This window comes from Heyndrickxia camelliae, from assembly GCF_002844575.1.
GTDB classification, from domain to species: domain Bacteria; phylum Bacillota; class Bacilli; order Bacillales; family Bacillaceae_C; genus Margalitia; species Margalitia camelliae.
Map to the genome: position 1 here is coordinate 62,433 of NZ_PIQO01000016.1, position 20,494 is coordinate 82,926.

Annotated in this window: 17 protein-coding genes and 1 pseudogene; 3 read left to right on the forward strand and 15 right to left on the reverse strand. The window is 36.4% G+C overall.

The window, feature by feature from the left end:
• Nucleotides 1-15: 15 nt before the first annotated feature.
• From CWO92_RS17960 to CWO92_RS17985, 6 genes and pseudogenes are all read right to left on the reverse strand, one after another.
• Nucleotides 16-1,161 (reverse strand): annotated as a pseudogene (locus CWO92_RS17960) (acyl-CoA dehydrogenase family protein).
• Between the two features lie 480 nt (nucleotides 1,162-1,641).
• Complete coding sequence (locus tag CWO92_RS17965; RefSeq protein ID WP_101355591.1) at nucleotides 1,642-2,733, reverse strand: threonine aldolase family protein; 1,092 nt, start codon at nucleotides 2,731-2,733, stop codon at nucleotides 1,642-1,644.
• A 58-nt stretch (nucleotides 2,734-2,791) separates the two neighbouring features.
• The gene (locus CWO92_RS17970; RefSeq protein ID WP_101355592.1) at nucleotides 2,792-3,397 is read right to left on the reverse strand and encodes a class I SAM-dependent methyltransferase; all 606 of its coding nucleotides are present in this window, start codon (nucleotides 3,395-3,397) and stop codon (nucleotides 2,792-2,794) included.
• Nucleotides 3,398-3,574: 177 nt separating this feature from the next.
• Nucleotides 3,575-5,452 (reverse strand): molecular chaperone HtpG, encoded by a 1,878-nt coding sequence (gene htpG, locus CWO92_RS17975; RefSeq protein WP_101355593.1) that lies wholly within the window; start codon nucleotides 5,450-5,452, stop codon nucleotides 3,575-3,577.
• 102 nt (nucleotides 5,453-5,554) lie between these two features.
• On the reverse strand, nucleotides 5,555-6,706 hold the full coding sequence (locus CWO92_RS17980; RefSeq protein WP_101355594.1) for a glycerate kinase family protein: 1,152 nt from the start codon (nucleotides 6,704-6,706) through the stop codon (nucleotides 5,555-5,557).
• Between the two features lie 35 nt (nucleotides 6,707-6,741).
• Entirely contained in the window at nucleotides 6,742-8,112 is a 1,371-nt protein-coding gene (locus CWO92_RS17985; protein ID WP_101355595.1) for an RsmF rRNA methyltransferase first C-terminal domain-containing protein, read from the reverse strand.
• 245 nt (nucleotides 8,113-8,357) lie between these two features.
• Here CWO92_RS17985 and CWO92_RS17990 point away from each other — a divergent pair, with 245 nt between their 5' ends.
• Nucleotides 8,358-8,753 (forward strand): SLAP domain-containing protein, encoded by a 396-nt coding sequence (locus CWO92_RS17990; RefSeq protein WP_101355596.1) that lies wholly within the window; start codon nucleotides 8,358-8,360, stop codon nucleotides 8,751-8,753.
• On the opposite strand, the gene CWO92_RS17995 is transcribed toward CWO92_RS17990, so the two are convergent.
• The 5 genes from CWO92_RS17995 to CWO92_RS18015 all read right to left on the reverse strand — a co-directional run bounded on the left by CWO92_RS17995 (nucleotide 8,750) and on the right by CWO92_RS18015 (nucleotide 13,579).
• Nucleotides 8,750-9,691 carry a polymorphic toxin type 44 domain-containing protein gene (locus tag CWO92_RS17995; RefSeq protein WP_165786706.1) on the reverse strand — a complete coding sequence of 314 codons (942 nt, stop codon included), beginning with the start codon at nucleotides 9,689-9,691 and terminating at the stop codon, nucleotides 8,750-8,752. The genes CWO92_RS17990 and CWO92_RS17995 overlap by 4 nt on opposite strands.
• Nucleotides 9,692-9,947: 256 nt before the next feature.
• A complete protein-coding gene (locus CWO92_RS18000) occupies nucleotides 9,948-10,310 on the reverse strand; it encodes an STAS domain-containing protein (RefSeq protein ID WP_158175425.1) in 363 nt (120 codons plus the stop codon).
• Nucleotides 10,311-10,564: 254 nt separating this feature from the next.
• Nucleotides 10,565-11,539, reverse strand: a complete 975-nt coding sequence (locus tag CWO92_RS18005; protein WP_101355599.1) for a proline dehydrogenase family protein — start codon at nucleotides 11,537-11,539, stop codon at nucleotides 10,565-10,567.
• Nucleotides 11,540-11,786: 247 nt separating this feature from the next.
• Nucleotides 11,787-12,779, reverse strand: coding sequence for an L-glyceraldehyde 3-phosphate reductase (gene mgrA / locus CWO92_RS18010; RefSeq protein WP_101355600.1), 993 nt, complete (start codon nucleotides 12,777-12,779; stop codon nucleotides 11,787-11,789).
• A gap of 86 nt (nucleotides 12,780-12,865) precedes the next feature.
• Nucleotides 12,866-13,579, reverse strand: coding sequence for a GntR family transcriptional regulator (locus tag CWO92_RS18015; RefSeq protein ID WP_101355601.1), 714 nt, complete (start codon nucleotides 13,577-13,579; stop codon nucleotides 12,866-12,868).
• A gap of 326 nt (nucleotides 13,580-13,905) precedes the next feature.
• Here CWO92_RS18015 and CWO92_RS26595 point away from each other — a divergent pair, with 326 nt between their 5' ends.
• Complete coding sequence (locus CWO92_RS26595) at nucleotides 13,906-14,514, forward strand: DUF624 domain-containing protein (RefSeq protein WP_367593495.1); 609 nt, start codon at nucleotides 13,906-13,908, stop codon at nucleotides 14,512-14,514.
• Between the two features lie 13 nt (nucleotides 14,515-14,527).
• Here the strand turns inward: CWO92_RS26595 and CWO92_RS18025 are convergent, their stop codons facing one another.
• From CWO92_RS18025 to CWO92_RS18040, 4 genes are all read right to left on the reverse strand, one after another.
• Entirely contained in the window at nucleotides 14,528-15,406 is an 879-nt protein-coding gene (locus tag CWO92_RS18025; protein ID WP_101355603.1) for a carbohydrate ABC transporter permease, read from the reverse strand.
• 1 nt (nucleotide 15,407) lies between these two features.
• Nucleotides 15,408-16,292 carry a carbohydrate ABC transporter permease gene (locus CWO92_RS18030; RefSeq protein ID WP_101355604.1) on the reverse strand — a complete coding sequence of 295 codons (885 nt, stop codon included), beginning with the start codon at nucleotides 16,290-16,292 and terminating at the stop codon, nucleotides 15,408-15,410.
• Nucleotides 16,293-16,544: 252 nt separating this feature from the next.
• Nucleotides 16,545-17,855, reverse strand: a complete 1,311-nt coding sequence (locus CWO92_RS18035; protein WP_233269718.1) for an ABC transporter substrate-binding protein — start codon at nucleotides 17,853-17,855, stop codon at nucleotides 16,545-16,547.
• 204 nt (nucleotides 17,856-18,059) lie between these two features.
• Nucleotides 18,060-18,995 (reverse strand): glycoside hydrolase family 113, encoded by a 936-nt coding sequence (locus tag CWO92_RS18040; protein ID WP_101355605.1) that lies wholly within the window; start codon nucleotides 18,993-18,995, stop codon nucleotides 18,060-18,062.
• 132 nt (nucleotides 18,996-19,127) lie between these two features.
• On the opposite strand from CWO92_RS18040, the gene CWO92_RS18045 reads away from it, so the two are divergent.
• Complete coding sequence (locus CWO92_RS18045; protein WP_101355606.1) at nucleotides 19,128-20,492, forward strand: MATE family efflux transporter; 1,365 nt, start codon at nucleotides 19,128-19,130, stop codon at nucleotides 20,490-20,492.
• Nucleotides 20,493-20,494 lie beyond the last annotated feature (2 nt).

Genomic DNA, 20,494 nt, shown 5'->3' on the forward strand with positions numbered 1-20,494 from the left:
TCGCAATAAATTGCGTTATAGCCCTAAGTTCTTAGCAATAATTGTTTTCATAATCTCATTAGTCCCTGCATAAATACTTGCGACTGGTATATCGCGATAACGTCTAGCAATCTCATATTCCTCCATATATCCGTATCCGCCATGCAGCTGCATACATTCTGTTGCAATCCTTCGTGCCGTGTCTGTTAGCTTCCATTTTGCCATTGAAACCTTAGTCACAATATTTTCCCCGCGTAGGTGGTCGGTTATCAACTGATCTAAAAAGGTGCGACCCATTTCAATATCTGTTGCCATTTCTACGATTTTAAATTGTGTATTTTGAAAGGAACTAACCTATTTTCCAAAAGCTTGCCGGCTTTTCACGTATTCAATCGTATTTCGCAACATTTCTTCCGATGCAACTTGAGCTGCAATCGCAACAATAAGCCTTTCTTGCTGGAGTTTTTCCATTAAATAACGGAATCCGTGTCCCTCTGCACCAAGCAAGTTTTCCTTTGGAACTTTGCAATCCTCAAAAATCAATTCTGCTGTATCTTGGGCATGCAGACCCACTTTCTGAAGCTTCCTGCCCCTTGAAAATCCTGGGGTATCTCTTTCCACAACAAGCAGGCTAATTCCTTTATGCCTCGGTACTGCATGGGCGTCTGTTTTACAAGCCACCACTACTAGGTCCGCCGTGATTCCATTCGTAATAAATGTCTTTTGACCATTTAATAGATAATGATCACCTTCCAGCTTTGCAGTAGTTTCTATATTAGACAAATCGGACCCTGTACCAGGCTCCGTCATGGCAATCGCCGTTATGATTTCACCAGTTGCACATTTCGGCAGCCATTTTTGCTTTTGTTCCACTGTTCCGTATGAGTGAATGTAAGGAACTACAATGTCATTATGGAGCCCAATTCCGATCATACTGGAGCCAACCCGTTCAAGCTCTTCGTTTATTATGACTGAGAATCCCCAGTCTACTCCACTTCCACCATATTCCTCAGCGATATCCGGACATAGATACCCATGTTCCCCCATCTTTTTCCAAAAAGCTCGCGGAATCATTCGCTCCTCTTCCCATTTTTCATAATAGGGATAAGCCTCTTTCTCTAAAAATTTCCTAAATGATTTTCGAAAAATATCATGGTCTTCTGTTAAATAAGGATGAGTCATTGTGATCTCTCCTAATCTATTTGATTGTTTTTACTTAATCTCATAGGAAGCGCTTACTTTTCTTAATTATAATATATGCATTAAATATCTTATCTTGCTATGTCTCCTACAACCTCAAGATTTCCTCTATTGCTGATGAAATTTTATAACCCTTGTTATACATGATAATTAGGTATCTTTTCAGCACCATGATTCAACTGGCTTTACCCGTTTATTTTCCTTCTGCTTGAAAAGCGATTGTTTTATTTAAAGAATTTTCTATATAGTTAAATTATACATCACTGCAGCCAGCAATACTTCTGAAAGATTTAAAAAATATGACTTTCCTAGGGTTTTCATGATACTCGTGACCTCCACATTCCTGCCATTTTGGGAACGAACCGCAAATTGAAGACCTTTATCGAACTTAGCAATCGCTCAAACTAAATACTGCTCATAAAAAAACCCTTTCCTAATTAGAAAAGAGTTCCTTTTATACAATTACCTTGTACTTAATTTTTCATTTAACAATTCAAACACTGTCTCTAACCTTACTTTCGGAACCTGTTCATATTGGTCCCCAATACTTACCTCATAAGAACATGCACTTTCACTCGTCTCACGCAAATAGCTAGTTAGACCGACACCAGTTTCTTTATATATCTCTATTAAAATAGGTTCAAGCTCTTCCTTTCCAACATCAAAATGAACATGAAACATATTCGAAACTGGCACCACAGGCATTGTCTTAACAGAATGGCATTGATTAAAAAGAGCAGCAAGCTGTTTCGCTTCTTCATAATATTGCTCCATCTTGGATACTCTCTTATCAAAATAGTAGTCAGAGCTTACGATATACGGATATAAGCTAATGAGATCGCCGCCGTGACGTCGCTTCCAAACCTTTGATTGCTCCGTAAATTCCTTATCTCCAGCCAGAATAGCTCCTGCAATCCCACCAATTCCTTTATAAAAAGAAACATAAACACTATCAAAAAGCTCACAAATTTCCACAGCAGACTTTTGATAATATGGGATAATTTCAAAAAGCCGTGCACCATCCAAATGAAGCTTTATACCTTTTTCTCGGCAATAAGAAGAAATCGACACGATTGTTTCATAATCCGGCAATTGCCCGCCAATTTCACGTTGCGGCAATTCCAGCAATAAACAAGCAATTTCCTCTTCTAAGCCAACAACATCCTCCAGTTCTATTACTCTCGTTTCATCCGCAAGTAAAACTGGCTCAATATGATGTAGTTCCTTTAGTCCGTCCTCTTCATGTAATTCCAAATGGCAAAGCGGATGATATGCCACTTTCTTTAATCCCTTTTCATCACACCAAATTCTCAATGCAATTTGCTGTGCCATCGTACCGCTTGGAAAGAATACTGCTGTTTCCTTTCCCAAAAACTTTGCTATCTTCTCTTGAAAATCCTCTATGACCTTTCCTGTTCCATACCCATCACTTGCTAAAGAGCCATCTATATCAGCAAAAGCATCTTTTAAAACTTGCATATTTCTTTTCCCATGACCGGAAGCTTGATAGCTTGTTTGTTTAAAAGCTTGCCACAACGGATCTTGTTCACTCATCATCCTGTCCCCTATTCAAAAAATTATTTATATATAGATAATATAGTATTCTCGAATATCAGTCTAATTCATAGATTAAAAATCTTTCATTAAAATTACGTTCGATTAAACCCGGCAAAGGTACCTCTTGCTTCAATGTAAAGGCAGTTTGATTTTCTAAAAAATAGACATATTCATTTGCGGGATAATATAGTATTAACTCAACTCTCCGCTGAACTTTCTCAACGGATTGCAAAATATTATGAACCACCTTCATAAAAATTTGCACAGAGAACGGGTTAAAAAAGTAAAATCGGTTATCCAGCGAATCAATTTCATAATCCTCCGCCAAACAGCAATGAAAATGAATCTTTTCTTTCCCTCGATGATGCTTTTTTAAATAGCTTTCCCGATTTGACATTGCATCCCGAAAAAATTGTTCATTCATTTCTATTCCTACCACTGTTGCATGAAAAAAGTGATGTATGTAAAAATTTAGCCTTCCTTTACCACAGCCAAAATCAACCACCCGATCATTGCTTGTGATTACATAGTCTTCAAATAAGGTGTCAAGAGCTTGATAAGGGGTTGGCTCATAGCGATGATAATGCATGGACTTCAAAAATCCCTTTTGCTCTTCTCGTGTTTTAATGTTTAATAACGCATCAAAATATTTCTCGTTCATGAAATGCTCCTTTTAGATAAGGATGTTTTGTATAGATTGTGGTCTTTCATCAGTTGCTTTTTTTCGGGGCAACTTTTCTTGAAGGAAATATAGATCTTAAGTTATGAGATTTCCAATAATACTAAGAAAAGAGCCTTAGATAAAAAGACACCCGAAAAATCGAGTGCCTAACCATTATCATACCATCACTTTACATATATCATTCGTAAATTCAACCGGGTCGCCAATTGGCAAGCCTTCAATTAATAAAGCTTGGTTGTATAGTAAGTTTGTATATAATTTTAGCTTATCTTTATCGTTTTCAAACGCATTTTTCAGAGACTGGAATACTTCATGATTGATGTTAATTTCCAATACCTTTTCTGCTTTAATATTTTGGTTGTTTGGCATTGCATTAAGAACTTTTTCCATTTCAATGGATAGGTCGCCATCTGCTGTTAAACATACCGGATGTGTTTTTAAACGCTTGGAAACTTTTACATCCTTCACTTTACCAGTCAGGACTTCTTTCATGAAGTCAAACAGATCTTTGTTTTCCTTTTCTTCGGATTCTGTAGTATCTTGGTTATCTTCCTCAATGCCAAGATCGCCGCTTGATACGGATTTAAATTCCTTCTCTTTATAGGTCATCAACATTTTAATCGCAAACTCATCAATATCATCCGTGAAATAGAGGATTTCATAGCCCTTATCTGCTACTAGTTCCGTTTGCGGCAGCTTTTCAATTCGTTCATTTGTCTCACCAGTTGCATAGTAAATATATTTTTGGTCTTCTGGCATTCTGGATACATATTCATCCAAAGTGACTAATTTCTTTTCTTTTGATGAATAGAACATCACCAAATCTTGAAGTACCTCTTTATCTTGTCCAAAATCACTATACATACCGAACTTTAATTGTCTGCCAAAGGATTCGTAGAATTTTTCATATTTCTCACGATCGTTTTTGAGCAAGCCTTCTAGCTCACGTTTAATTTTGCTCTTAATGTTTTTCGCAATAAACTTCAACTGTTTATCCTGTTGGAGGATTTCCCTTGAGATGTTCAATGATAAATCTTCGGAGTCAACCATTCCTTTGACGAAGCTGAAATAGTCAGGAAGCAAATCGGCGCATTTTTCCATGATTAAAACACCGCTGGAATACAATTCTAAGCCCTTTTCAAATTCCTTTGTATAATAGTCAAAAGGTGTCTTTTCAGGGATGAACAGAATCGCATTGTATCTTACTGTTCCGTCCACACTGATATGAATATGTTTTAGAGGCTTATCGAATCCGTAACGTTTTTCTTGGTAGAAATTCTCGTAATCTTCGTCTGTTAACTCACTTTTATTTTTTCTCCAAATCGGAACCATGCTGTTTATCACTTGTTCCTCTTTGTAATCCTCAAACTCGTTATCACTGCCTTCTTTCGGTCTGCTTCCTGTAACCTCCATTTTAATTGGATAGCGAATGAAATCGGAATACTTTTTAACAATGGATTTTAAACGATACTCATCTAAATACTCATCGTAGGATTCATCTTCGGTGTTTTCTTTAATTTTTAAAATAATCTCTGTACCAACTGTGTCTTTTTCGTATGGTTCAATACTGTATCCATCAGCACCAGTAGATTCCCATTTGTATGCTTCCTCACTGCCCAAAGCCTTGCTGATCACGGTTACAACGTCTGCTACCATGAAGGCAGAATAAAACCCTACCCCGAATTGACCAATGATATCATGGCCATCCTTTAATTCATTTTCATTTTTAAATGCAAGCGAACCGCTCTTGGCAATGGTTCCAAGGTTATTTTCAAGCTCTTCTTTAGTCATTCCAATACCAGTATCAGATATCTTTAATAAGCGGTTATCTTTATCCGCTTCAATTCTTATGTAATAATCATCCTTATTAAAGGTGAGTGTATCATCCGTTAAGGTTTTGTAATAGATTTTATCAATCGCATCACTTGAGTTAGAAATTAACTCTCGCAAAAAAATCTCCTTTTGAGAATAAATGGAGTTAATCATCATCTCGAGCAGCCTTTTCGATTCAGCTTTGAACTCTTTCTTCGCCATTTTGATAATCTCCCTTCCAATACATAGATTCTATCTACATTTTAGCACTCTCACCACCAGAGTGCTAATCATTTATTTATTATCATAAAAAAATCGCTTTCGTCAACCTTCTTTAAATAATACTGCCTTTATCAATCGAAATAATTGATTAGAAGTGAATGTTAAATTTTCATAGGCCTTATTACAATCCATTGCCTGCTCGAGTGACATTGGTTCATTCATAATAGAAAAATAGGATGTGATACCGAGATTATTTAAAGCAGAGGAATCTGTGGAAATGCCACCAGCCAATGCAATAACGGGTACTTGATACTTGCTTGCTAACTCAGCTATTCCATACGGTGCCTTCCCCATCGCCGTTTGACTATCCAATCGCCCTTCGCCGGTAATAACAAAATCTGCGCTTTGCAAATGACTCTCTATCTGAAGAACATCTAATATTAACTGGGTACCTGATCGCAGCTGACCATTTAAAAATCCAGCAAAGGCTCCACCAAGACCGCCAGCTGCTCCAGCTCCTGATATATCACTAATATTTAGCCCTAATTGTTGTTCAATCACCATGCCAAAATGGCGGAGACCTTCGTCGAGTTCCTCCACCATCTCTTGATTAGCTCCTTTTTGCGGACCAAATATATACGCTGCGCCATTTGGACCATATAAAGGATTATGGACATCACAAGCAATGTCAAACTCACAATCTCTCAGCTTGGGATGCACATGATTAAGGACGATTCTTTCAATATGCTTTAATGATTTTCCGTCAACCCCCACCGATTGATTTCGTTTATCTAAAAAACGGTAACCTAATGCTTGGAGCATTCCAAGACCGCCATCATTCGTAGCACTTCCACCAAGTCCGATTATAAACTTTCGGCATCCCTTTTCTATTGCATCCAATATAAGCTCCCCAACACCATAAGTAGTGGTCGAAAGTGGATTTCGCTTTGCTGGCGGAACAAGAGTAAGCCCACAGGCAGCAGCCACCTCTATCACTGCGGTTTGTCCATCCCCCAGTATTCCATATGCAGCTAGGACTTTTTCATGTAATGGACCTATAACGGGAATCTTTATATATCTTCCGTTTGTTGCATGAACAAGGGCATCTACAGTTCCTTCTCCACCATCTGCAAGTGGGAGCGCGACAATATCAGCATCTGGAAACACTGGTAATATACCTTCCACAACCGCCTTTCCGCCTTCTATGGAAGAAATACTGCCTTTGAATGAATCTAATGCTACTAAGACCTTCAAGGTCAAACCTCCTTTTTCCATAAGTAAACACTTACTTATATCCCCATCCATCGTAGCCCTTTTGGAAAATGATTTTTCAAGACACCATTTGCAAGTTTCCCCCAGCCGATGGAATATCCATCTACTTGTACTAAATACCATCCCTTTGGACCCTCTGCTTTTATCGATTCACCTTTTAAATATGCCATCATTTCAGGTGAATTTTTATCTAAGTTCCACTTGTGCTGTACATCCGATCCTTTTAACGACAGAGCTAGTGCATGGGATGGTTCAAAGCGGTTTTTCTTGATTGTTCCAAGATGCCACCCTGGACGCACTATTTTTAAATTCTCCAAAGAGAGCATTCCCTCAGGCAACAAGTACAATTGATCTCCAAAGATGACAAATTCCCCTTTTGGAGTTTGCTTCAAGGTTTCCTTCGCAAATTGGAAAAAATCCTTCAACTGTTTTTGATCCTTTAAACTTTTTGCATATTTCCACTTGGTTGTCTCTTCTTCATCTATCTTTCGAAGAACAGCGATGTAGTGTCCCTCTCCACGTACTTGCTGCGGCCAAATACGAATAGTCTTTTCCATATTCACAGCTGCATCAGATACCCATTCTTTCCTTCCATGATCAAATCCTGGATAGACTTGAACATTTTCTATTTCGAATCGGGAATCTTGTTTTAAAAACTGGCTAATAACCCCCTCATTCTCTTCCGGAGAAAAGGTACAGGTTGAATAGACTAGTCTGCCTCCTGGACGAAGCATTGTAGCTGCATGTCCGAGAATATCCAACTGTCGTTCTGCACATACTTCAACATTCTCTATGCTCCACTCCTCCCTAGCTCCAGGGTCTTTGCGAAACATCCCTTCACCTGAACATGGCGCATCCACCATGATGCGATCAAAAAAATTAGGAAATCTCTCTGCTAATTTTGCCGGCGTTTCATTCGTTACGATTGCATTTTTTATCCCCATTCTTTCCACATTTTGCGAAAGGATTTTTGCACGTGCCGGATAAACTTCATTGGATATCAAAAGCCCTTGCTGCTGCATTTTGGCAGCCATATGTGTAGATTTTCCACCAGGTGCAGCACACAAATCTAATACTTTTTCTCCCGGTTGTGGATCTACTATTTCCCCTACAGCCATTGCACTTGGCTCCTGAATATAGTACAAACCGGCCTCATGGTAAGGATGCTTGCCAGGGCGGTTCTCCTCTTGATAGAAAAAGCCTCCATTTACCCACGGAATCGGTTCTAACGTAAATGGATTGATGCTTAAAAAGTCATCTATCGATAGCTTTAATGTGTTGATACGCAAGCCTTGAATTTTGGGCTCCTCATAGCTTTGTAAAAAATCATCAAATTCATCTTTCAGTAAATCTTTCATTTTGGAAAGAAATTCTTTAGGTAATTCCACTGTTAGCTTTCACCTCGAAAATCGATATCTTACTCTCTATATTACAATAACTATCTCGGGAAAAGCGAAATTCGTATAAGAAATAGATGAAATCTAGAAAGAGTTGTCTATAAAATATGTAAAGGAAACTTTACATGCTGACAATGCAGAAGTCGGTTAAGATACCAATGAAAATTTCCAAGCCTTCTCCAAACATGTCATCTCCAAATCTTATGGTAAAATACTGTTAAAAGGAGGTCCACTGAATGCAAAAGCTTCAATTTGAATCTGCGTGGGATAAAACGATATCAGAAAAAGACAGGGAACGAATTCAACAAGTATTTCTTCAAACCGCTCCAGTAATTACTAAAAACATTGAGTTCACCCCCTTATGGGAAGCGATAAATCACAAGGGGGAATTGCTTGTAACTGTACTTGTCCAAAACTTTGGTGAACAAATGATTACCTTCCAGAACAAAAAGCTTCAGTACTGGGAGGACAGGAATATGATCGCAACTTACTCCTTTACTCTCCCAGCACTAAAGATTGAACCTGCCACAAGCATGCCATGGACATTTATTTTTCCAGAAGGATGTATGGGTCATCAGCCGTCATTGAAAAATGGAAGGTTACAGTTTGCAGACTCCGAAGAGAATGATTAAAAACGGTATCCACTAACATAATCAGTGCAGCCATCTGCAATTGCGTTTGAATCCTCGGGATGATCAAAATAAGAAAACAGATATTTCCAATGTGATGTTCTCGAATATACTTGATACATCCCGGCCGTGATTCTCAGCATGTTACAGCTAAATCCTGCAGCACTCCCCATATAACCGAAATGATGGTTTCCGATATATTCACCGTTTTTCTCTTCCCCCCGAAATGTATATATTGTCCCGTCTCCAATGATCCTTTTTAAGTCCCATATTCCATTGGATCTTGTAATATAGTAAAATACCCCAAGTCTATACGTATTAGCAAATGCCTCTCCCCTAGACTTCTTATAATTCTCATAGTTTCTTTTTAGATCCTTAGCAAACCGTATATTCAGTTGATATATTCTTGCAATCATAAAGGTGGTTAGCTTTTTTCGGTCCCTATTTAAAAGAGGCTCTTCCGCCAGTGTTATGTCACTTAACCGCCTAATTACTTCATTTTCAATCATCTTTACTTCATCAAAAATAATTTTTTCTAACTCCTCTTTATCCTTCTTGCTTAAAGAAATTTTGCGCATAAAAAGGGATGAGACAAAAAAGCATAATCCTGGTAGATAAAAAAGGGAAAGGTTATTTACGGTCCCAGGGGTACTCACAATAATTGGTGTAGACAGTAAGAAGGAAAGCCACATTAAATAGTTTTTCTGAAAAAAGGCTGCTATGAGTGCTATGGAACTTGGTAAAAAAAGAAAAATAGTATATTCAGCTCTTGTATAAATATCCCATGTCCCTGAATGTTCCCCGTCATAGGAGAGAAAGGATACCAGCCATGTAGAGAGACCAATCAATGAACCGCCGATACCTAATAACATCCCGATATATCTTTTGTAAGGCTTGGTTGGATAATATCGAAAGTAAAACACAAGGGAATTAATTTTCACTTTCCACACTCCTTTCCCCATTCCTCCTATATAGTGTATGCAGGTGGATGCCACTGGGTTGCATTATTAGAGGCAAAGATAAAGGAAAAGAGAAGGGATTTTTCGAACCGCTAATAAGTACGAAGAATTAAATAGTTCATTACCCAGATTTACACCAGGCGGAAACCATCTACTTTTTATGCAGTAGATACATTTAACGCAATTGAGAGTTGGTCCAGCACAATGCGGGCATCATACCAACTCTCTTGCATTTTATCTATTTAACTAGAGATATGCTTTGATTATATTCGGAGATAGCTTGCTTAAGTGTTCCCTTTGTTTCTACTTTTTCATGTAAATCAATTCCCAATTCCACGATAGAGTTAGTAATCTCAGGTCGTATACCAGTTAACACAGCATTGCAGCCTTGAATTCGAATACCATTAATAATGTTAAATAAATGACTAAGTACACCAGTATCCAAGTATGCGACACCGGATAAATCGATAATGACATGCTTTAATTCCTGCTTATGTATTTGCTCTAACACTCGTAATTGAATGTTTTTAGCACGTTTCGTATCTACCATTCCAATAATCGGAAGGATTGCCATCGAATCAGTTAAAGGAATAATTGGCACATTCAAATCCTCAATCATTTCGCTTTGTGTTAGTAAAAGTTCATTCTTATATACAGAAAAACTCGAAGAAAAATGCTTTATATAGAAGTCAATATTATGATTTTCGTTTCTTTCTAATTCAAAGAATGATAAAGTATCTAAGTTTTTATTTTCATAGCAGATGCTTCAATAAAAAAGCTGGTATATTCCTATTAACTTAGGAAATACCAGCTATAAGCCTTTTTTAAAAATAAATGGATTCTTTTAAAAAAATATTATTTGCCTTTTTTCTTTGACAATCTTCCCAGCACAAATGCTCCTGCGGCCAAGCCAATCATTGTATTCGTCTTTTTATTAAATACTTGTTTTACCACAAGATTTACGTTTTGCGGTCTTTCGGCAAGACGTCTCATAAAGTATCCGTACCAATCTTTCCCGAATGGCACATACGTACAGAAATTATAACCCTCTTTTGCAAGTTGCAATTGTAGGTCTCTTCTGAAACCATAAAGCATTTGAAATTCAAATTTATCATTTGGAATATTATGTGTTTTTACAAACTTTTTCACATGATTGATGATGTGATGATCATGTGTTGCAATAGATGTAAATTTTCCATTAAGTAAATGCCATTCTATTAATTTAACGAAGTTAGAATCTATTTCTTTTTTCTCTTGGAAAGCATATTCTTTTGGCTCTTTATACGCACCTTTCACAATACGCAAACGATAGTTTTTATACTTTTCAAGATTTTCTTGGGCATTATAGAAATAAGCCTGAATAACGGTACCTACATTATCATATTCACGAGACAAATCATCTATAATATCAAATGAAGGCTGCAGATGTCCATAATCCTCCATGTCAATATTTACGTGAATATCGTATCGGCTGGCGCGATCTACTATTTCTCTTAAATTATTAAAACAGAAGGTATAATCGATATCCAATCCTAATTGGGTTGGTTTTAAGGAAATATGTGCATCTACTCCATTTTCATGAATCGCCTCGATGACATTCAGGATCTGCTCTTTTGCTTCGATTGCCTCTTCTTCCTTATATACAAACTCTCCTAAGTTATCAACCGTACAAGCAATGCCGTGAGCGTTAAGCTCTTTAATGCTTTGAATGGTTTCCTCTATATTCGTTCCAGCTACAACATTTTGTGCGCCTAATTTTAATCCGTATTTTTTTGCTGCTGTATTAAGAAATTGATTCTTGGATAAGCCCATAAAAAAGTCTTTCAACATCGCTATTTCTCCTTAGTTGTAGTTTTTATTTTCATTATAGCACAACTTTTTGAATACGCTATCAATCTTCGAAAATTGTTGACTTTTGTCAAAAAATATAATTATTCAAATATGGTGCCAGGCACCGCTCGTGGACATTTTGAAGCTTTGTCCACCTGACATGGACACTTATGATAGGTGCATGAATGCAATATGGGTTATTCCATAAAAAAAGAAGGGTGGAAATATATCCATCCTTCTTTACCGACTAACTTTGTAGTATTTCATCAATCAACTTTAATTCTTCATTTGAAAACGTCAAATTATTCAATGCTGCTATGTTTTCTTCTAGTTGACTAACTCTGCTGGCACCAATTAAAGCAGACGTGACCCTTCCTCCGCGCAACACCCATGCAAGTGCCATTTGCGGTAGACTTTGTCCGCGTTCTTGTGCTATCTTATTAAGCTTTTGGACTCGGTTCACGACATCTGCTGTGACATCCTTCTCACTTAGGTAACCTGTTGGTTTTGCTGCTCTAGAATCTGCAGGTACACCAGAAACATATTTATTGGATAATAGCCCTTGCGCTAATGCAGAAAAGGCAATAGACCCTACCCCATTTTTCTCCAACACATCCTGAAGGCCATCTTCAATCCAACGATTGAACATAGAATAGCTTGGCTGATGGATAGTCAATGGAGTACCCAAGCGATTCATTATCTCAATTGCCTCTTTTGTTTGCTCGGCACTGTAATTGGAAATTCCCACATACAAAGCTTTACCCTGGCGTACAATCGCATCTAATGCACCCATGGTTTCTTCTAATGGAGTATTTGGGTCCGGACGATGATGATAGAAGATATCCACATACTCTAATCCCATTCGTTTTAAGCTTTGATCTAAGCTAGAGATTAAATATTTTCTAGATCCCCAATCTCCATAAGGCCCCGGCCACATATAGTAACCAGCTTTTGTGGAAATGATCATTTCATCACGGTATGGAGCAAAATCATCTCTTAGCATTTGTCCAAACATTTCTTCAGCAGCTCCTGCTGGGGGACCATAGTTATTTGCCAAATCAAAATGAGTAATTCCTAAATCAAAGGCTTTTCGTAACATTGCCCGGCCATTTTCGAAGGTATCCACCCCTCCGAAATTATGCCAAAGTCCTAGTGAAATCGCAGGAAGCATTAATCCTGATCTACCCGATCGATTATATTTCATTTTTTCATAACGACTTTGCTCCGCTAGATATACCATTGTTACTCCCCACTTTCCATTTTGTTCATTTCCCAACTAGAATTCTAAAAGAATTCACCAACATTACTTTCACAAACAAACATTCCTTATCTATTTACCGTTACAGTGGAAAAAACGAACTTATCATAACGATGTCTAGAAAAAGAGTACTCAAACGGTACACCGGTTAATAAAAAGCCCACTTGTTCTACTTCCAAAATAGGATCATCAATTTTGCAATCTAAATATTTCTGATCTAATTCATTGGATTTGCATGCTCTAATCTTTCGATGAGCCCCGCCCATTTTTAACTCTAGAGTTTTATTAATATGATTGTAGATAGATGAATGCAATACTTGATCATTGATTCCAGGAATTAAATTAGCAGGCATATACGTTTCTTCCATTACATATGGTTCATCCTTGACAACGCGCAATCTAATAATATGGTACACAGGAGTATCCATATCAATCATTAATTGATTTGCAACTTTTTCAGAAGGAAACTGGATTTCAAATACAATTACCTTACTTTTTACTACTTCACTGCCAACAAGATTGGACAAGCCAATATTTACATCACTGATGACATTTACCGTATTATCATCAGCTGGGGACTGAATGATAAACGTCCCATGTCCGCGCTTTCTAGATAAAAGCCCTTCCATAACCAGAATATCTAGAGCCCTTTTCATCGTCAAACGACTACAATTAAATTCTTCTGCCAAAGTGTGTTCATCCGGTATAGGCTGATCAATGGGATAATACCCCTTTTTGATCCGCTCTCTCATTTCATTCGATATTGCTTGATATTTTACCATGTTAAAAACCACCCTAATTTTATTCTAAAAAAACGATATATTTTCATGTTTTATTTAAGCTTTGATTTTCATGAATGTTTGTAAAAATATTTCCCATAATGGATTTTTATATTTAAGCTGGCATTATTTAGATTTCATTATTCATTTTTATCCTTGTACAACAGCCAGTTAACATCAATACCTTTTCAACTATAATTATATACATTTCTATATCATTGTCTATTGCCCATTATTTTTGTATAAACTTTTTATATGATAGAAAACAGGATATCTCTTGAAAAAACAATCATTTACAGGTATATATATAGTTATATTGAATAAAAAAGGTGAACAAATTGAAAAATAAGTTAATACATTTCATTGATCAATTCTCGCAATATTCCATTATAGGATTATACTTTTGGCTATTTATGTTTCGAAGTGGTTTTATATATGGATTTTTCCCCGCAGCAATAGGCTTAATCAAAAGCATTAGAGAATTAAGCAGAGAGGATGGAAACACTTCTGTAAAGGCGATATATACAAATGCTTTCCATGAGTTTAAGCAACAAAAATGGGTGTCCTTCTTGCTATTTTTATTCACTGGAATTTCCCTTATGAGTCTATACTCATTCCTATTTACTGAGTATCCTTTCCTAGGGTTTATACAGATTCCCCTTATCATCCTTACTTGCATGTTGTGGATCTTTTCGGTATATAGTGTATATTTTCTATCCCAAGAAGAAAAAAAATCCAATAATATTAAATGGATTTACGCTTTGGCCTTCGATACCTGCATTAGACGACCCATTAATAGTGTTGTTATTTGTTTAACCTTACTGGCGCTTTGCTTACTTATTAAGATAAATCTCATTGTATTTATCTTTTTTGCACCGCCTCTATTTGTGATGTTAACGAAAAGGATAGTTTATATTCCTAGCATATTGCTACGCTAGGAATATTTTTATGTTATTTCACAGATCCGGAAACCCCGTTATAAATATATTTTTGAAGAACAAGGAACACAATTAATATCGGCAATATTACTATTATTACTCCTGCTAAAATAACTGGCCAATTCGTTCCATATGGTCCTTTGAAAGCAAATAATGCAGTTGAAATTACTTTTAAAGCGGGATCAGGCATATATAGGAATGGGTTATAAAAATCATTGTATATTCCTACACCGCTAATAATTAAGACGGTAATCATCGGCGCCTTCAATAATGGTAAAATAATTTTGCGATAAATTTGGAAGTAAGATGCCCCTTCCAAAATAGCAGCTTCATCCAGGGAGACAGAAATACCCTCCAAATATTGCAAAAAGATATAAACAGATATTACATCCGTTCCAAGATTCAATACGATAATCGACCATATTTTATTAAATAAACCTAGTCCATTAACAATTTGAAATGTAGCAACTTGGGTTGTAATAGCAGGAATTAAAGTAGCAATTAAGAATAAAGCCATAATTCCTTTTTTTAACTTAAAGTCAAAGCGATTTAAGACATATGCAATCATTGTTCCCAATAATAGCTTTCCGATGATGGATACCACAAATATGAAAATGGTATTTTTAAAACCCGTTAACATTTGTCCATCAACAAAGGCAGTTACGTAATTTTCAAATGTAAAATGCTTCGGTAACGCAAGCACACCCGACTTCATAAATTCATCTCTTGACTTAAATGAACCTATAAAAACAACAAGTACAGGTATAATAGCAACCAGTGCCCCTATTATTAAACTGCCGTACTTGATCAAAAATCCAAGCCATTTCTTTATATATACTGTTGCGGGAGTAGTAGCTGTTTTACTTTCGACAACTGTATTTTGCACTTGCATATTAAACTCTCTCCCTTTCTCTTGTTAATAATCTTTGAATTAGAGTTACGGCTAAAACAATTATTAACAGAATCACTGCCATTGCGGAAGCTAGTCCCAGCTTGCTATATTTAAAGGCCGTGTCTACTGTCTGAATAACAAATGTCGTGGTTCCATTGGAACCGCCAGTCATAATATATGGGATATCAAATACACTTAGTGATCCACTAACACCTAATATGATGTTCAAAAATACAATCTGTTTAATACTTGGCAGAATAATATACTTGAACTGCTGCCATTTATTCGCACCATCAATTTCTGCTGCTTCATAAATTTGAGGATCAATTGATTGGATGGCACCTAAGAAAATAATAAAGTTGAATCCCATATACCTCCAAACGGAAGTAAATGCCATGGATATATTATTGATGGACCGATCTCCGAGCCATAAATGAATCTGACTCTTTAAACCTAGAAAGTTTAGGACCGTATCTAATGTTCCTCCACCTTTATAGAAATATAAAAAGATAAACCCTATGGCAACTCCATTTAATAGGTAAGGAAAAAACAATATTCCTTTCCATAAATTCGCTAATTTTACCTTAAAACTTAAAATTGTCGCAAAATAAAGTGCAATCGCCAGTTGGACAAATGTAGCAACAAAATAATATAAACTAACTTTAAATACAGAAAAATATTCCGGTGTTGTAAATACCTTTATATAATTCTCAAAACCTACATAATTTTTTTTCGGACTAATTCCATCCCAATTAGTAAAGCTATACTGCAACATTTTTACTAAAGGAACATAGGAGAATAATAACAATAGGAAAACAGGTATAGCTGAAAAAAGAATAATAATTAATCTTCTTTGTGCCTTATAGCTCAGATTTAATTTATTCATATCGCGACTCCTTAATCTTTAACTAACTTCCGATTATACATCTCTTAAACATACTTTTGGAGTTGATAGCCCTTTCGATAGGTTTTTTCAAAGAAGAAAAAAACCTTTCGGAAGGACTACCAATATACTAGCTTGTTCTATTATTTTTTTATTCTATTAAAAAATAGAATAACCGGGGGACAAAATGGAACATCTTCCATTTTATTATCCCACCGGTTATCAAAAGAATAGGTTTCTCTATTAGAGTGGGAATTATTTACCCGTTACGTTTTTAACTGCATTTCCCCATTTTTTATTTAAATCATCCATAATATGATTAAAGGATTCTTTTGTATTTCCCTTTGCAGCATCTACAATACGCTGCTTTGTTGCATCTGTTGTATCCAAACCAATCTCGGCCTCATTATTTATATCGCTAAATAATGATTCTTTACCTTTTGGCGCTGGATTAGCTTCAATAAATTTAACGCCAGCTTCCTTCATTGAATTTAATGCTGCAGGGTAATCTTTTCCTTTCACTGCTGAAATTGCGCCAGTGTCTTTGTAGTAATTTGAGTCATTAATAAACCAATCTAAGAATTCACGTGCAGCTTTTTTATGTTGGCTGTGGACGTTAATCGCGATATTGTAGTCTGGACCAATTGCAGCATATTGATTTCCATCCTCAGCCGTCATTGGGAAAGCAACAAATTGAATGTCATCCGGATTCTTTGCTAATGCCTGAACTTGTTCAATTGCCCAGCTTCCTAATACCATCGCACCAATTTTTCCATCAGCTAAATCTTGCTTGGATTGTTCCCAATCTGTAGTGGACGGATCTGCCTCCGTGTCCCCATTTTTCACTGCATCAAACAAAACTTTATAGATAGTATTCATCGTTTTTCCTTTAGCAAACGGCTCTTTGTCTGTAGTCATCTTATTCGTAATGTCTGCATCGCCGGAAGCACCTGTACGAACAAAATCCCAGTTAGCCATTGCCCAGTTTGATGCATAATTTGTATACAACGGTGTTACATCAGGATTCTTTTTCTTAATTGTATTTAATGCTGTAACAAACTCTTCAGGCGTTTTAGGGAATTCATTAATTCCTGCATCCTTGAACACTTTCATATTTACAAGTATTCCTGTTGTATTAACCGCAATTGGTATACCGTATGTAGTGCCATTGTATGATTTATTGGATAAAGCCATATATTTCTTCTCAAGTTCTGCTTGTTTTCCAAGTGGCTCCACAAAGTTTTTAAAGTCCTGCGGCTTCACTGTATCTGGAAGCATAAAAACATCGCCGTAATCTTTAGAGTTCATACGAATTTTCATTTGCCCTGCATAATCCGTAATAGTTTCTACCTTCACATTAATATTTGGGTATTTTTGGTTAAATTCTTTAGTGTATTCCTTCCATTTCCCATTACCAGTCCAGTCGGTTTTATGGTTAATGAATGTAATAGTTTCTTTTCCTCCCTTATCTGTACCCGAGGAACTCAATCCGTTACTGCAAGCACCTAGCATTAGTGCGAGTGCGCCAGCTGCGAGTGATACACGAAATAGCTTTTTCTTCAACACTTCTTATACCCCCTATTTTATCGCTTTTTAGTTAGTTTCATTTTTAGTAGCAAACGCTTACAAGGTCATTTTAGCACTTCTTATTTTATTTGTATATACTTTTATTTTTAAAGTTTATTACTTTATTTAAAACAAGTATATCTTTATATAAAAAATAGTATATTCTCCTTGGTTTTATAATAAATTTGGAAGGTTTTATACAGATTATTTTATACTACTATAATAATCATGGATAACCTTTTCTGCAGGTTTTCCGTATACGGCATAATCTTGATCAATTTCAGCCCTTTCCATCGGATAAAGATTGGCCTTCCAATCCCACATAGCATATCCCTGTACCCAAGCTCTTTTACTTGTTGCACGGAACATTTCTTCATACCATCTTTTCTGTACTTCCACATCCGGTTCACCGCGGAGCGTCCAATCATTTGGAAGGAGGTCTCCACCTACCCAGCTTGGACAGCCTGCTTCACAAAAAAAGAATGGCTTTTGATGGTGTTTCACTACCTTTTCGAATCGATCCAGTTGTTCTTCCCACGAATCAATTGGATAATAGCCGCTTGAAGAAATAACATCTACCGCATCCCACCATTTCAATATATCCTCCTGATATTTGTCACAATTATAAGTAACAAGCCCACTATAAACTTTGCGCACTTCATCGATTAGGCTGCGCCATTCTTGTTCCCTTCGGTCAGCATTTACCATTTCACAACCTACAACAAACATGTAACAATTTGTTTTTTCAGCAATATCTGCATAATGAAGAATAAATTCATTGTATGCCTTAAACCACTCAGACCATTTAGGTTCACAAGGAACATCTGTATCAAAGAAATTTATATGAGCTCTCCATGTACCATCTGAAACATTAACCATTGGTTTTAATATGACGGTTAAATCCAATGATTGAGCATACTCAATCATCCCAATAATTTCTTCATCGCTTACAACATCCTGGTGATTTTTCCAATTAATGGTTGTTGACTGTGGCTTATCTTGCTCCGCAACTACTGTTAAAACAATATGGTCAATGGCACATCTTTCTTTTAATAATCGTAAGCTTTCCTTTGCCTTTTCCTCTTTCCATCCTCCTCTTTTACTCATATAACCAAAGCTGAAGCCTTTTATAAAATTCACCCTACATACCCCTTCCCTCAAAAGAACATATAACAATAATCATTTGTATTGATTTGTATATACTTTTGTTGTAAATTATTATATATTTACAAATTATTTTAGTAAAGAATTTATTTGAAGGAATGTGAGGTTTTGAACGAAAGCAAAAAAGAATATTATCAAAAAATGCTTTATTTTACAGTACCAATTACCATTCAACTTTTAATTACATCCAGTTTAAACATTATCGATTCTATAATGGTTGGTAGATTAGGGGTGGACAGTATTGCAGCAGTTGGTGTCGCGAATAAGTTTTCGCAAATACCGACTGTGTTATTTCAAGGTTTTGCAAGTGGGGCAACTATTTTCTGTGCACAATATTGGGGAACAAAAAACAAAAGTGGCATCAGTCGCTCGACTATTTTTGTAAGTGCTATCATTGCGGCTTTTTCCTTAATTTTTTCGCTGATTACCCAATTATTTTCTCCTTATATAATAGGCATCTTTTCTTCCGATCGAAGTGTACAGGAGATTGGCAGTCACTTTTTATCCATCATTGGTTATAGCTATCTCTTTACCGCGCTTTCGATGATATTTGTGGTGGCTCTCAAAACTACAGGAGAAGTACGGCGTCCAACGTATTACAGTGTACTGGCGCTTGTATTAAATACTTTTTTGAACTTCCTATTAATCTATGGGAATTGGGGTGCTCCAAAATTAGGAACGGAAGGTGCAGCTATTGCTACTCTAATTTCAAGAATTGTCCAGACAGCGCTGCTCTTTAACCTGTTAGTTCGAAAACAATTTATTACGTGGAGAATAATAAAGGAAAATCTCGATGTTTTTCGAAGCACTTTAAGCAAGGATTACATTCGAATCACTTTTCCATCTATTATTAATCACGCCACTTGGACAGTTGGTGATACGGTTTATTTTTGGCTATACGCGAAAATGGGGACCGATCAGACAGCAGCGATATCCATGATTGATCCGATTATCTTTATATTTACTTGTGTATTTGCTGGAATCAGTGACGCATCATCCGTTATGGTTGGTAATGAAATTGGGGCTAATCGAAAGGAAAAAGCGGTACAATTCGCAAAGCAATTCATTAAGATTACCATTATACTTTCCTTTATTATTGGCATTCTCATTATTTTAACATTACCATTCATTCTACCTTTGTATAAAATTACTTCCGTGGTAGCAACTTTGGTACACAGCTTAATTTATACCTATGTCATTATCTCGATTGCGAAAAACGTAAATTATATTAATAATGTTGGAATTTTACGGGCTGGTGGAGATACCAAGTATGTAATGTGGCTGGATACGCTTGGTGTTTGGATATGGGGGCTACCATTAGCTGCGATAAGTGTTTACTTTCACTTTCCGTTATATATGGTTTATTTCTGCGCAAATTCTCACGAAATTATTCGCGCCATTCTCGGGATAAAGCGCACTTTAACACAAAAATGGGTTCGAAATATTGTAGAACCACAAAAAGTGGAGGCATGATA